This is a genomic window from Corallococcus sp. Z5C101001, from assembly GCF_007352635.1.
Classification (GTDB): Bacteria; Myxococcota; Myxococcia; order Myxococcales; family Myxococcaceae; genus Corallococcus; species Corallococcus silvisoli.
Map to the genome: position 1 here is coordinate 997420 of NZ_VKLU01000001.1, position 14409 is coordinate 1011828.

Consider the following 14409-nt stretch of genomic DNA (forward strand, 5'->3'; position numbering starts at 1 on the left):
GGGGGCCGCCGCCGCGACAGGCGCGGCGTTCGCCTTGTCCGTCGACGCGGCTCAACGGGATGACGTGTTCACCTGGCCGCGGAGCTTCAGGACGTAGAGGAAGTCCTTCTCCGTACGCCCGCGCGCCACCACCAGCCCATCGCGCAGGATGACCACCTCCTCCATCGCGTCGTGGAAGTGCACCAGCGGCGTGATGTCCCGCCTCTGGTGGAACGCCACGGGGCCGTCTCCCAGCGCCTCCCAGAGCGGCCGGCGCAGGGCCTCCTCGGGCGCCACCGCTCCCTCGACCTCCCCGCGAAGGGCGCCCGTCTCCAGGTCGAAGAATCGGGTGATCTGGTCATTGGCTTGGGTGATGGCGACGCCCTCGCCCAGGGCGACCGCGAAGGCCAGCGCTGGGTGGGGCCACGCGTGCAGGAGCACCCCGGTGCGCGCGTCGTAGAGGCGCACGACGCGATCCATGCCGCAGACCGCCAGGAGGGTTCCATCCGCGGAGAGCCCCAGGCCGACGGGCTCCTCCGAGGTCTCGATGACGCTCGACGAACCTCCAGTCAGGTCGAACAGCTCCACCGCCCCCGAGGCCTGACCCACCGCGAGACGGGGTGCCCGCTCCGCGGTGGCCCAGGACGGCTGGGGATCCATGAGCGCGTCGGTGTCGACGATCCGCTCTCCGCTCATGACGTCATGCACCTGCAAGCGGGAGTCTTCCGGGTAGCACGTCACCAGGTGCGCGCCGTCCGGAGTGAAGGCCACCACGTCGGCCGTTCCCCCGGGGCCGTGAAATGCGTGCAGCAAGGCCCCGTCGGTTGCGCGCCACAGCCGCACCGTGTCCGGCTCCACGGGTCCGGCCAGGAGCTGGCCGTCGGGGGAGAAGGCGATGGGCTGCTCGGAGAGGAGGACATCCGGCCCTTCGGGCGGGCCCGGCGGTGCCGCGAGCACGCGCTCCGGCGCGAGCGTTCGCAGGTCCATCACCTGGACGCCCGCGTGGAGGGGTGACTCGCCCGCGAGCCGGATGGAGTACGCCGCCCGCTCGCCTCCGGGCGAGACTCCCCATGGATGGTGTCCCGCCTCGGCGGGGTCGTTGGGAAACGCGCGCGCGTGGCCCTGGGCGTCGATGGCGAGCGACGACTGGAGCCGCCGTGCGATGGCCATGCTCCCCTCCGAGGGGCCCCACAGCGCCAGGACGCCATCCCCCTCGGCGAGCAGCGTGGGCGGGACCTCCGCATCCAGGTCGTTGACGCGCACCCGTCCGTCCGAGGCCGTGAGGGCATAGCGCCTCCCGTTGGGGTGGAAGGCCACGCTTCGCTGGCGCCAGTTGTGGGGGTACGGGCGCGTCAGCAGGATCTCTCCTGTGCGCGCGTCCAGCACCTCCACGCGGTTGAACGTGAGCGCCCCCAGGCGGGTGTCGTCGAGCCACGCCACGCTGGAGTAGACAACGTGCCCGCTCGACCCGGGCGTCAGCTTCCAGTCGCGGGTCTCGGCCCGCGCGATGCCGTTGTCGGTGCTCATCGCGAGCCACCGCCCGTCGGGGCTGAAGGCGATGGACTCGACGGGCATCTGGGAGGGGAGGACCGCCACGACCGTGCCCGTCTCGGTGTCCCAGACGCGAACCGTGTTGTCCGAGGCGCCCGAGGCGAGCCACCGCCCAGAGGGATGGAAGGCCACGCACAGCACGGACTGCTGGTGGCCCTCCAGCGTGCGCACCTCCTGGCCGGATTCGACGTCGACCAGGCGCACCACCCACCCGAGGTTCGCGGCGGCGAGCCACCTCCCGTCGGGACTGAACGCCACCGACGTCACCTGCCCCTCTTGCCGGGTCAGCGCGTGCAGGAGCGCGCCCGTGCGCACGTCCCAGATGCGCGCTTCATGGTCGCGGGAGCCCGACGCCAGCCGGGTGCTGTCCGGGCTCCACGCGACGCTGCGCACCTCCGCCTCATGACCCGCCATCACCCGCAGGCGCTGGCCCGTGGCGAGGTCCCAGACGCTCACGTTCCGCTCGTCCTCCCATGACCCCGTCGCCAGCATCGTCCCCGACGGGCTGAAGTTTGCGCAGAGCACGATGGCGCCGTGAGGGAGGACTTGATCCGTGGAGTCCAGCTCGCCACGCAGCGGCAGCAGCGACTCCAGCCAGGGCCCGCCCCCAGCGGCATCCCGCTGCCCGCGCCAGAGCTTCGCCAGTTGGAACAGGTGTGCCTCTGGATGGGTCCAGGCGCCTCGCGCTTCCGGAGGGTAGTGCGACGCGACGTCTGGCGCGTCGAACCAGCGCAGGCGGTTGTAGAGACATTGAAACAGCGCCTCTGGATGCTCGCGCAGGAAGTCCGCGTCGAGCGCGACGGCGCTCCGGAGGAAGCGCAGCGTCCGCGGGCCCACGATGGGACCTCCTGCCGTGGACACACGGGCCTCCGCGGGCGTCCGCGCGAGTCCGTCATCCAGGGCGGCCATGAGCGCGTCCACGCCCCCGGCCTTCAGCAGCCGTTCGAGGGTGGGCAGGTCGGTGAGTGACGCGAGGGACGGGGAGTCAGGGGACATGGTGGCGCCGGGGGAGGGGAGGCCTGGAGGGTACTCGCACCCAGCGTGCGCCGGTGGCTCGAAGATGCCCGTGACCGAGCTGGGAACAGCCGGCCGTCGCCCGGGAGTGAGCACGCAATCGGGGCGGCGGCTCACACTTGGGCTCGGGACGCGCCTCCGCTATTTTCTGGCGATGACATCCACTCCCCGGCTCGACGCTCAGGTCACCTCATGAACATCACGAGGTTGCGAACCTTCGTCGTGGGCGCTTCGGTCCTCCTCTCGCTCTCAGGCTGTGCCACCACGGGCACGCAGCGCCCGGTGGAGGCTCACGCCGCGCCGGCCAAGGTGGTCGAGCTGGCCGGGGCCTTGAAGCCCTTCGCTTTCCTCCTGGGCACCTGGGATGCGGCGGGCGGCGGTACGCCCGGCGCGTCGGCGGGGACCTTCACGTTCCAACCCGATGTGCAGGGGCAGGTGCTGGTCCGCCGGAACGAGTCCTCGACGCCCGCTGGAATCCATGAGGACTTGATGGTCCTCTATCTGGCGACGCCCGACGCGGTCCGCGCGAGCTACTTCGACAACGAGGGGCATGTCCTGCAGTACGCGGCCCACGCGGAGGCCTCACCCGCGAGCGCCGAGTTCGTCACCGACGAAGGCCGCGGCGGCCCCCGCTTCCGGCTCTCGTATCGGCTGAACGCGGACGGCACGCTCAACGTCAAATTCGAGATCGCCCCGCCCGGAGCCGAGTTCCGGACGTACCTGGAAGGCACCGCTCGACGCAGATAGGTGTGTCATCCGGAGGAGCGTCCAGAGCCCCCGTGACGCTCCTCCCTCGCGAGCCCGCCGCGAGACCTCCGGGGCCGGGGTGTGACGCTGCTGGTCATCGCACAGAGCGTGCGGAAGACCTGACTGCCGGCACGGCGGTGGAGTACACAGGGTGGGACGTGACTCTGGCGCGCAAGCGCTCCCTCCGACGTGAACTCTCGCGCAGAAGGACATGCCGACATGAACGCAACCCGGTGGTTCGGACTCGCTTCCCTGATGTTGCTGCTGGCCTCCAACTCCCTGGCCGAGGACAAGGCCCCCGCGGAGGCGACGGGCGCCGTCGGCCGGTGGACGACCATCGATGACGAGACGAAGAAGCCCAAGTCGGTCATCGCCATCTACGAGGAGAACGGCAAGCTGTACGGGAAGATCGAGAAGCTCTTCCGCGAGCCCACGGAAGAGCAGAACCCGGTCTGTGACAAGTGCCAGGGGGCGCTGAAGGACCAGCCCATCATCGGGATGACCATCCTGCGCGACCTGAAGAAGGACGACGACGAGTGGTCCGGTGGCACCATCCTCGATCCGGCGAACGGCAAGACCTACAAGTGCAAGATCGCCGTCGAGGAGGGGGGCAAGAAGCTGAAGGTCCGCGGCTACATTGGCATGTCATTGCTGGGCCGCACCCAGCACTGGAACCGCGCCGAGTAGCCGGAGGCGCTGAACTCAAGGGACGTACCGCTCGGCGGTGTTCAAGACCCCGCCGTCGGAGTCGCCCCCGATGATGAGCACGCCCCCGGCATCCAGCCATGTGGCCGTGTGGTAGGCGCGCGCGGCGGCCATGGGGGCGATGAGCTCCCTGCCGCCATCCGGCCGGAGGAGCTCCGCAGAGTCGCGCGGGGCTGTGTAGTCGGTGGAGGAATACCCGCCCGTGACGAGCACGTCGCCCGAGGGCAGGGCGGTGGCCGTATGGACGAAGCGAGCGTGTTTCATGTCCTCCTGGGGAATCCACGCGGCAGTCTCCCAGTCGTAGCGCTCCACCGAGCTGATGACCCATCCAGGCGACCCCACCCGTGAGCCGGTGACCAGGACTTCGCCTGACGGCAATAGCGTGGCGGCATGCCCGTTGCGCCCATTCTTCATCCGCGCGAAGAGGGGGCGCCAGCCAGCATCCGGCTGACTCGAGTCGTAGAGCTCCGCGGTCGTCTGCGCACCGTTTTGATTGAAGCCACCGATCGCCATCACCATGTCCTCGTCGAGCAAGGTGAGTGTCAGCGCGCTTCGGCCGACATTCAGGTTCCCCGCGTTCGTCCAGGTGTGGCTGTCCGGGTCGTAGAGCGCCGAGGTATTCAGCCCGTCGGAACTCGAGGTCCCGCCACCCGCGACCAGCACCTTCCCCGAGGGCAGACGGACGGCCGCGTGACTGGCGCGCGCCCCCAGGTCGATGGACTCGTACTGGGTCCACGCACGGGTCTCCGGGTCGTAGACTTCCGCGTTGCTCAGCGCGCTGCCTGATGGACCCCGTCCGCCGACCACCACGACCTTGCCATCGCCCAGCAGGGTGGCGGTGTGGTCCATCCGCGCTGTCGTGAGGACCCCGCCATCGCTCCAGCTGTTGGTTGAGAGCGTGTAGAGCTCCGTCGAGCGCGTCGGCGAGAAGCCATTGCTGCTCCCGCCAACGACGAGCACCCGGCCATCGTTCAGGACCGTGGCGGTGTGGCCCATGCGCCGCGTCTGCATTGGAGGCACCGGCTTCCACCCCGGTGGCTCGGTCTCCAGCGGCCCCCCGTCAGGCCCTGCGTCCGTTCCACCATCCGGCTTATCCCCACCGTCAACGCTTGCATCGGGCTCGCCTCCTCCATCCTCCGCGGGCGCGGGGTCCTGACAGGTGACGGGGTTGGCCTGACAGAACCGATCCACGGCGCCATCGACGTCGAGACACCCGGCCATGTGGATGCCGAGCGCCAGCAGTCCCAGGGCCGCGAAGCGAAGTGGAGCACTCATGGCCACCTCCCGGCGACGAACGCGGACGTGCCGTCTGTTCCTACCTGCAAGGACGACCGCGTCTCTGGCGCACCCAGGAGGTACATTCCCGTGGCGGCGCCCAGCCCCACCACGCCCCCCATCAAGAGCCCCACGCTGACCTTCTGGAGCCCGCGAGCACCGCGCGCCACGTCGAGGGCGGCGGCTCGGGAGTGGAGGTCCGGGGCCGCGCCCTCCAGCTTCGCCTTCCTCCCCTCCGCCATCCCCCAGAAGATCCCCGCCGTGGCCACGAGGGCTCCTCCCGCCACGGCGGGGATGAGCGCCCGGGTGCGCAGCGAGGCCCGTGAGCCGGACGCGTCCAGCGCCGGCTCGGGGGCCGCCACTGGCGCCACCGAGACCGCCACCGGAAGCGGCTCGGAGGGGGGCGGACTCGCCTGGGTCAGCGCGAGGGCTTCCCGTCTCGGGGGCTCGCGGTCCTCTCCTCGCGTGGCCAGCTCGCTTCGCACGTTCTTGCGCATGGCCTCGAAACGCCGCTTCAGCTTGGGCGAGACGTTCAGCGGCAGCGTCGCGTCGGGGTCCAGGATGAGACAGGCCCTGAAGGCGGCGTCGCTCTGACGGTTCTTGATCTGCTCCGCCAGGATGATCCCCTCGTAGAGCAACATCGCCACGTCATCCTCGGGCCCCGTCGACAGCTGTTTGCAGCGGGCCACCTGCTCCAGCGCGCTCTCGTAGGCGAGGTCCTCGATCAATCGATGGACGGAGACCACGCAGCGGTGCACTTCGGTGGAGTCGTCGCCCCGGGCGACCCCTGGGATGAGGGCGAGCCCCAGGAGCAGGGGCCAGACCCGGATGGGCACGAGCTGTTTCGTTGGCATCGCCTGGACTTCTTTCAAACGCGTCCCGCGTGTTGGCGTCGAGGCAGTGGGGCGCGACGGGGCCGCTCCACGCGGCGACCCAGGGGTGTCCGGGTCTCCAGGCAGGAAGAGGGGGCGGGCTGGATTTCGTCCCAAGAATTCCTGGGCGGCCCGATGTGGGTCAGCCTGCTCCGCGAGTCAGTCGAGCAGCCCGTGCAGGCTGATATCCAGCCGGCTGTTGACGAGGCCCAGCAGGCTCTCCAGCGCGAGCTGGTCCTGCTTCAGCCGGGGCGTGAGCTCCATCCGGACGCGCTCGAGGAGCAACTCGCGGGCGTCGGCGACCCTGCGCGCGACGCTGGAGCGTGAGCCGCCATACAGGAGCGTCAGCCGGTCCATCGTGAACCCGTGGAAGTGGTGCAGGCGCAGCAGGGTCCGCTCCTGTTCGGGGAGCACCTCCACCGCCTTCCGCAGCGACTCGACGAGGAGCTGGCGCGCGTCTTCGCGCAGCAGCGCGTACTCGGGATTGCTCGGGGCCAGCAGCCGCGCGAGCTCCTCGGGAGGATCCGCCACGAGCTGATGGCGCTCGTCCCGGCCCACCAGCTCCCCGGCGATGCGCGCGGCGATGATGACGACCCAGGTGAGCAGGGGCCCTCGTCCCCCATAGCTCGAAATCTTGGGGGGCGCGCCGCCGCTGGCCACCAGCAGCCGCTCGCGCAGCATCTGCAGCACTTCGTCCAGCATGCTCGGCGACACCCGCCCAAGCCGGGAGGGAACGAGCCGGAGGATGTGCTGCTCGAAGGCCCGGAGGGCGGCGGACTCCCCGGTGGCGCAGGCGCACGCGAGGTACAGGTCGGCGGCATGGAGGACGCGCAGCACCTCCAGGGTCTTCCCCGCGGGCAGGTGCCGGGCCAGGTGCCGCACGAAGGACTCGGCCGGGAGCGGGAGGGCGGGCCATGCGGCGCGGGCCGCCTCGACGTGTCCGTGCAGCAGCGCCTCCCACCCCTCCACGGCCTCCAGCTCCGCGGACTGCCCCCGTGGCAGGTGCTCCCGCAGCAGCGCCGCGAGGGCGCCTGGGTTCCGTTCGTCGCTCATGGCCTCGCCTCACGCTGTTGCCACGCCAACACCTGCTGGAGCTCCGGGCGACCTCGGATTCCCACGGACTCCAGATGCGCCCGGGCCTCGTCGGCCATCGCGAGCGCCCGCGACCGGTCCGGGGCGGACCGCGTCGCCACGAGCGCCCGGGCCAACGCGAAGGCGGTCTTGCCAGCGAACCACGGGTCCTTGATGTCGCCGGATTGGGTCTGGATGCGCCGGGCGCGCTCGAGCAGCGGGATGGCCTTCGCCACGGCGCCCAGCGCCAGCTGTGCCTCTCCAGCGCAGGACAGGGCACCGGCACCATCCTGGGACTCCACGCCGTCGGCCTTCTCGGTGAGCTTCAGCGCGCGCTCGCAGTACATGAGTGCGTCCCGCGGGGCCTGGGCGGCCAGGGTCACGTCGGCCAGGGGAAGCAGCACGGACAGCAACCCGGCCCCCTCCGGCCCATGCGCCTTCTCCTGCCGCCTCAGCGCGTCCAGCACGTCGCGCCGTGCCTCGGAGTGGCGGCCCAGGTTCATGAGCGTGAGCCCTCGGACCACCAGCGACGGGACGGCTCGCGTCGTGTCGGGGCCCTGCAATTGCTGGATGCGCTCCAGGGCCTGGGTGGAGAGCTCGACCGCCTTGTCGAACTTCCCGGCCTCCCCGGCCACCATCGCCTGCTCCTCGATCACCTGGACGACCGAGTAGTGATTGGGAGCGCGGGTTCTCTCGAAGATGGCGCGCGCCCGCTCGAGCATGGGCGCCACTTCCTCCTGTCGGCCCTCGATGCGCAGGGCCGCCGCGAGGTTCAGGAGCGCTGTCGCGAGGAGGGTATTCTCCGGGGCGTGAGAGGCCTCGTGGAGGGCCAGGGCCGTGCGCCAGATGTCCACGGCCGCGGCGCGCTTGCCCACGTGCAGATAGGCCGAGGCGACCCGGTTGTAGGAGGCGACGAGCTCGGGGTTGTCGGGGCCCAACAGGCGCTTGCGCAGCTCGAGCGCCTGGAGGTGGAACTCCAGTGACTCGTTGTCGTGGTTCTGGACCATGCGGATCCTCCCCATCTCGTGGAGGAGGCTCGCCGTGTGGAGGCTGTCCGGGCCGTTTCTCCTGCGTGAGAACTCCAGGCCCTGCACGGCCTCCTTCTCCGCCTCGGCGAGGTTGCCTTGCTGCTCCCGCAGCGAGGCCAGGCGCAGGTGCAGGAGCGTCGTGAGGTCCGGGAAGCGCTCCCGCCCCAGTCGCTCGACGGCGGACCGTGCGTGCCGGATGAGCTTCTCCGCGTCCGCGGGGCGGTACTGCGCCTCACCGACCACGAAGATGAGCTCCAGCCATGCACGCGCCACGCTCTCGTCGTCACGCCCGGCCTCGGCGGCCCACACGGCCTCGTAGAGGGCCGACTCCGCTTCCTTGGGTTTGTCGCTCTGCTCCAGGAGCTCGCCGTGGGCCAGGAACACCTCCGCCTCCAACGGCTTGTAGCCAAGCCCCTGCTGCTCTTCGAGGAGCGCGGACGTCACCGCGAGGCCGTCGGTGAAACGGCGTGCCACGAGGTGGGCCCGGGCCTGCGCCAGCTTGTGCCTCGCCGCCTCCACCCGGGAGAGGAGGCTGTCGGGCGGCTGCGGGCGGATGGCGAGTCCGCTCGTGTCCCGGCACCCGGCGAGCCCCTCAAGGGAGGCCGCGAGCGGGCGCGTGTTCTGCACGGTCTGCGCGTCAGCCTTCTCCAGCACCTCCGTGACGGCGGCCAGCTGCCAGAGCCGCGCATCGAGGCATGCGGCGGTCTGCCTGGCCGAGGCCGCGGCCTCACCCGTCATGGCCAGGCACGCCTCGGTGCGAAGCGACTGCCATTGCGCGGTGTGGGCATCCAGCACCGCCGCGAGCTGTTCCCAGGCTTGCGCGGCATAGGGCAGGCCGGTGGCGAGGAAGGCCGCGCGGCCCTGTTCTCGCCGCGCGGCGCTCCAGGCCACCGCGACCTTCTCCGCTTCCTGCGCACAGCTGGCCTGGCGCCGCTGCGCGGTCGTCCCGTAGGCCGCGAGCGTCCCGATGAGGCCGGCAACGGCCATCGTCGCCATGATCCGCGCGAGCCACCGGACGGGCCGTGGCGCGAGGGCGGCCAGCAGCGCGTGCATGGAGGGGAAGCGCTCCTCGGGCTTCGCGCTGAGCCCCCGGAGGACCGCGCGTCGAATCCGGGTCGGGATCTTCACGTCGCGCTTCGGCGGGCTCAGCCTGCCTTGCTGCGCGGCCTGGACCAGCTCCTTCAGCGTCTCGCCTTGGAAGGGGCGCCCGCCGAAGAGGGCTTCGTGGAGGGCCACGCAGAAGCTGAACTCGTCGGAGCGGGCATCCGCGCGCTGACCCCGCACCAGCTCCGGAGCGAGGTAGGCGGGCGTGCCCAGAAGCTGGCCCGTCCGGGTGAGCTGGCCGGCGGGGGCGACAGGGGCTTGCGCGTGCTCCTCGCGCGCCGCGGCCTCTTCCTCCTGAAAGAGCCGCGCGATGCCGAAGTCCGTGACGAAGACGCGCCCATCCTTCCCCAGGAGGATGTTGGCGGGCTTGAAGTCACGGTGCACCAGCCCCGCGGCGTGCGCGGCGGCGAGGCCCTTGCCGGCTTCAAGGAAGACGCGCAGGACGTCCTGCCAGGGGTGGGGCTGCTTCATCCACTCCGCCAGGGTGATGCCTTCCACCAAGGCCATGGCCAGGAAGACCCCGTCGCCGTGGGTGCCGACGTCGTAGAGGGTGACGACGTTGGGGTGGGAGAGCCGGGCCAGCGCCTGGGCCTCGCGCAGCAGCCGTTGCTGGAGCTCCTGGTGGTGCCGCCCTTCGGGGCGCAGCACCTTGAGGGCCACCCGCCGGCCCAGCTCCGGGTCATCCGCCGCGTAGACGACGCCCATGGCCCCCGCGCCGAGGGTTTCGCGCACCACGTAGCGGGAGACGCTGTGGCCAGGAAGGAGCTGGGGTGGGGAATGCGCTTCGGATGGGGCTGCGGGAGCACCGGACCGGGCCGCGGGACCGCCTTCACCCGCCGCGAGCGCCCACCGGCAGTCCGAGCAGCTCTCCACGTGAGCAAGGACACGAACCCGGTCCTCTTCGGAGAGCAGACCGGAGAGAAAGTCAGTCAGCGTCGCTTCCTGCGGACATGGCTGCATAGGTAAGGGTTCCGCGGACGTACGGGGGCGCCCAAGGATTCTTGGGATGAAGGCTAGCCCATTCCCTCCTATTTCCCGATAGCCGGATAAGCCTGGGGTGCCCCGTGGAGCGGAGATGTCCCTCGTCGAACTGTGGAAGCCCGCGAGGGTGCCTCAAGCCGCCCCATGTCTGTCGGTGGGGAACGCCTGCCCTGGACGCGCGGGCGTCATCGCCATTCCTACGGAGGCATACAAAATGTGTGGGAAGGGAGGATGGTCGGTGGAGACAGGCGGTCGACGCGGCAGGTGACATGTGTTCGAGCTCCGGCTGCGGCGTGGGTGGACGCTCCCTGGCTCTTGGGGATGTGAATGGTGTGTGAATCACCCATGGTGAAGTCCTGGTGGATGGCAGGAGGGGGATGTTTTCATGGGTAAGGTCGTGCCGTTCAATCGTCGGGCGGCCTCAAAGGTAGACAGCCCAAGGTCCACGGGATGTCCTGGCACGGGGTCTTCCGCACGTGAAAAGACAAGCATCCTCAGGCCGCCTGTCGGCGCGCCGCCGAGCCAATCTCCCACCCGTAGGAAAGACAAGCACCTGAAGCAAGTCGGCGCCGCGGAAGCTGTCTCCAGGTCTCATGGGGCGCGGCTTGACGGGCTCGAGGACGTCGTCAGGAATGCCGGAGGTGTTCTCTGTCTGGTCGCCGGCGACGCGGCCCGGGTCGCCGCCAATGTGGTCGCGGAGGCGGCCAAGGAGCTGGCGGGCAAGGCGGGCACTGTCCTCAAGAGCCTCGCGGGTCACGTGAAGGGGCTCGGTCCAGACGGGGGCCCGAAATCCATCGGGCCGGACGTCATGGATGGAGGAGGCGACGTGGATGAGCCCGACGACGCGCGTGACGACGACAAGGTGAAAAAGCTCTATCCGCTGAAGGGTCCACGATAACGAAGTGCGACAGCCGGAGGTGTCGGTCCTCACGCAGCAGCTTCGGCTGGGAGCACGTTGTGCTCCAGCGAATCAAGATCCCCTCCGCGATGCCGCGTCACACCTCGCGGAGGGAGAGCTGCTCCGTGTCTTCGTCGTACGCGAAGAGGTCGCCGAAGCGCCCCCAGCGCACCAGGGTGTCGAAGATCCGCTCGTAGTTCTCGGAGGGCATCGCCATCACCACCGTCTCGAGGACGAACTCCCGCGTGACGTACCCCTCCTCGCTTCGTTCGATGGCGGCCTTCACGCTGCGAAACAGCCCCAGATGGAGGAGCTGCTCGCGCCAGAGGACCTTCCGCTCCTCCGGCAAGGCCCTCACGAGCCGGACACCCACCGAGTCCAGGAGCACCATCCGTTTCGGGGTGTCCACCAGGTCCAGCAACTCGGCGGCCTTCACCACGTTGATGATGTGACCGAACTCGCGGTCCGTGTCATTGGCGATCCGGAAGATGTCGTCCCTGCCGCCCCGGGCGTCCAGGTACTCGAGCAGGCCGACCACCTCGCCGCTGGTCACCGAGGGGATGGGCTCGATGAGGTCCGCGACGGGGGCGAGCGCGGGGGGCGCGTCTGGCATCTCCGAGCCCGTGATGATGTCGTGGAGCCGGTCGACCAGTTGAAGCAGCTCGGGAGAGCGGTAGTCGCGCGGCCGGGGCAGCCGGTTCTCCACGACGGTGCGGACCACGCCGGGGTGCGCTCCGAGCACCACGATGCGGTCCGCCATGTACGCGACCTCCTTGATGTCGTGGCTGACCATCAGGATGGATGAGGGGTTCCGGCCCTTCGCGCTCCAGATGTCGAGCACCTCCGCGCGCAGGCTCTCCGCGGTGAGCGCGTCCACCTGGCTGAACGGCTCGTCCATGAAGAGCAGCTCGGGGTTGAGCGAGAACGCCCGGGCCATCCCCACCCGTTGCTTCATCCCGCCTGACAGCTCCCGGGGGAAGGCCTCCTCGAACCCCTCCAGCCCCACCACCCGGATGGCGTTCGCGGCCTGTCGCGGGCGCTCCGCCTCCGGGATGCCGGCGGCCTTGAGGACCGCCTGGACGTTCTGCATGACGGTCATCCACGGGAAGAGCGCGAAGCTTTGGAAGACGATGGCGCACCCGGGGTTCAAGCCCACCAGGGGCTTGCCCCGGTAGCGGACGCTCCCGGACGTGGGGCGGATCAGCCCCGCGAGGATGCGGAGGATGGTGGACTTGCCACAGCCGGACGGCCCCAGCAGGGCGACCACCTCGTCTGGCTCCACCCGCAGGCTGATGTCCTGGAGGACGCGAAGCGGTGTGCCGTTGGGCTGGGGAAACTCATGGGTGACGTGCTCGAGCTCGCAGAGCGCCGTCGAGGAGGGTCGCGGGGACGGAGGAGTGTCGGGCGTCATTTGCTGAGCGAGAAGCGGGTCTCGGCGAGGCCCTGCAGCCGTCTCCAGACGAAGCGGTTGAATGCCACGACGACCATGGACATGACGACGATGCTGGCCGCGAGCGCCGGGAAGTTGGCGGACGACGCCGCGGCGCTGATCTGCGCCCCCAGCCCCCTGGTGGTGAGCACCTCCCCTCGAAAGGTGACGTATTCGGCGACGATGCTGGCGTTCCAGGCTCCGCCCGCAGCGGTGATCCACCCCGTGACCAGATAGGGGAAGACCGCCGGGAAGTAGAGCGAGGTGAAGCGCTGCCACCGCCCCAGCCGGTAGCTCCGGGCCGCCTCACGGAGGTCCGCGGGCATGGCCATCGCGCCGGCGATGACGTTGAACAGGATGTACCACTGGGTCCCGAGCAGCATCAGCACCACGCTGCCCCAGCCCAGCGTGACGCCAGCGGCCTTCAGCGCGGCGATCACCACCGGGAAGAGCATGGGGGCGGGGAACGACGCCACCACCTGCACCACGGGCTGCAGCAGGCGGGACAGCCGTGGGGAGAGGCCAATCGCCAGGCCCGCGGGGAGCGCCCAGAGCGTCCCCAACGCCGTGGAGAGCAGGACGCGCCCCAGCGTCAGCGCCGCTCCGGACGCGATGTGTCCCCAGCTCGCCACCGTCACGGGATGCAGGAGGATCACCAGCCGCACGACGCCATAGAGGAGGCCCGCGACCATGAACAGGTACAGCGCGCCGGACACGGCGCGGCCGACCCGGGCCACGCCGGGGTGCGGTGCGGGGTGGTGGGGGCCCTTGGGTATCAGCCGGCGGGCGACAGCCCCGCTCAGGCGCCTGAGCCAGGACGCGAACCAGCGGATGAGCCGGGAGCGTCGCAGCCAGTCGAGGAACCAGGAGTGCATCTCCTCCGCCAGCCCGCCCTCCTCGACGCGGAACTTCTGGGCCCAGACCACCACCGGCCGCCAGAGGAGCTGATCCAGCACGACGATCATCACCACCATCGCGAGGACGGCCCACAGCATGGCGGCGGTGTTCCCCTGCGCGACCGCCACGCTCATGTACGAGCCCAGCCCGGGCAGGCGGAAGTCCTTGTCTCCCAGGACGAAGGCCTCGCTGATCATCAGGAAGAACCACCCCCCCGCCATGCTCATCATGCTGTTCCACACCAGCCCAAGGGTGGCGAAGGGGAGCTCAACCCAGCGCAGCCGCTGCCACCGCGAGAAGCGGTAGACCTGCGCCACCTCGCGCTGGTCCAGCGGCACGGACTTCAGCGAGTAGTAGTAGCTGAACGTCATGTTCCAGGCCTGGCTGGTGAAGATCATCAGCACCGCGGCGAGCTCCAGCCCGACGTTGCTGGTGGGGAAGGCGCTGACCAGCGCGAGGACCAGGCCCGGCATGAACCCCAGCACCGGGATGCTCTGGAGGATGTCCAGCAGGGGAATGAGGGCGTGCTCCGCCAGCTTGTCCTTCGCGGCCCAGTATCCGTACACGAGCGTGAAGCCCAGCGAGAGGACGTACGCGATCATCCCTCGCGACAGGGAGAGCAGGGTGTAGCGGGGCAGGGCCCACGGGGTGAGTTCAATCCGCACGGTCGGCCGCAGATGTCCCACCCACTCTCGTGACGTCTGGAAGACAGCGAGGGCAATGCCCGCCATGCCGACGAGGATGAGGACGTCAATCCATGGCAGCGGGAGGCGCGGCTCCGTGGCCCCCGTGGGACGGCCCCAGACGGAAGCGAGGAGGTGCCTCAAGGGCGCGCCCCTCCCGTGCTCGCGAAGACGC

General features: G+C 70.0%; 10 protein-coding genes. 3 read left to right on the forward strand and 7 right to left on the reverse strand.

The window, feature by feature from the left end; all coding sequences use genetic code 11:
* Window positions 1-51 precede the first annotated feature (51 nt).
* Window positions 52-2526, reverse strand: a complete 2475-nt coding sequence (locus FOF48_RS04110; protein WP_143898798.1) for a WD40 repeat domain-containing protein — start codon at window positions 2524-2526, stop codon at window positions 52-54.
* Window positions 2527-2751: 225 nt separating this feature from the next.
* Here FOF48_RS04110 and FOF48_RS04115 point away from each other — a divergent pair, with 225 nt between their 5' ends.
* Complete coding sequence (locus tag FOF48_RS04115; RefSeq protein WP_143898799.1) at window positions 2752-3291, forward strand: hypothetical protein; 540 nt, start codon at window positions 2752-2754, stop codon at window positions 3289-3291.
* A gap of 219 nt (window positions 3292-3510) precedes the next feature.
* Complete coding sequence (locus FOF48_RS04120; RefSeq protein WP_143898800.1) at window positions 3511-3978, forward strand: DUF2147 domain-containing protein; 468 nt, start codon at window positions 3511-3513, stop codon at window positions 3976-3978.
* A gap of 15 nt (window positions 3979-3993) precedes the next feature.
* Here the strand turns inward: FOF48_RS04120 and FOF48_RS04125 are convergent, their stop codons facing one another.
* The 4 genes from FOF48_RS04125 to FOF48_RS04140 form a co-directional block, all read right to left on the reverse strand.
* A complete protein-coding gene (locus tag FOF48_RS04125) occupies window positions 3994-5271 on the reverse strand; it encodes a kelch repeat-containing protein (RefSeq protein WP_143898801.1) in 1278 nt (425 codons plus the stop codon).
* Window positions 5268-6125 (reverse strand): hypothetical protein, encoded by an 858-nt coding sequence (locus FOF48_RS04130; protein ID WP_143898802.1) that lies wholly within the window; start codon window positions 6123-6125, stop codon window positions 5268-5270. Before FOF48_RS04130 ends, FOF48_RS04125 begins: the two co-directional genes overlap by 4 nt.
* Window positions 6126-6302: 177 nt before the next feature.
* Entirely contained in the window at window positions 6303-7196 is an 894-nt protein-coding gene (locus tag FOF48_RS04135) for an RNA polymerase subunit sigma-70 (RefSeq protein WP_143898803.1), read from the reverse strand.
* Complete coding sequence (locus tag FOF48_RS04140; protein ID WP_186001756.1) at window positions 7193-10306, reverse strand: protein kinase; 3114 nt, start codon at window positions 10304-10306, stop codon at window positions 7193-7195. Before FOF48_RS04140 ends, FOF48_RS04135 begins: the two co-directional genes overlap by 4 nt.
* 406 nt (window positions 10307-10712) lie before the next feature.
* Between FOF48_RS04140 and FOF48_RS04145 the strand changes: the two genes are divergently transcribed.
* Window positions 10713-11225 (forward strand): hypothetical protein, encoded by a 513-nt coding sequence (locus FOF48_RS04145; RefSeq protein WP_143898805.1) that lies wholly within the window; start codon window positions 10713-10715, stop codon window positions 11223-11225.
* 97 nt (window positions 11226-11322) lie between these two features.
* Here FOF48_RS04145 and FOF48_RS04150 read toward each other — a convergent pair whose 3' ends face one another.
* Both FOF48_RS04150 and FOF48_RS04155 read right to left on the reverse strand, forming a co-directional pair.
* The gene (locus tag FOF48_RS04150; RefSeq protein ID WP_143898806.1) at window positions 11323-12636 is read right to left on the reverse strand and encodes a nitrate/sulfonate/bicarbonate ABC transporter ATP-binding protein; all 1314 of its coding nucleotides are present in this window, start codon (window positions 12634-12636) and stop codon (window positions 11323-11325) included.
* The gene (locus tag FOF48_RS04155; RefSeq protein WP_235685326.1) at window positions 12633-14378 is read right to left on the reverse strand and encodes an ABC transporter permease subunit; all 1746 of its coding nucleotides are present in this window, start codon (window positions 14376-14378) and stop codon (window positions 12633-12635) included. Before FOF48_RS04155 ends, FOF48_RS04150 begins: the two co-directional genes overlap by 4 nt.
* Window positions 14379-14409: the final 31 nt, after the last annotated feature.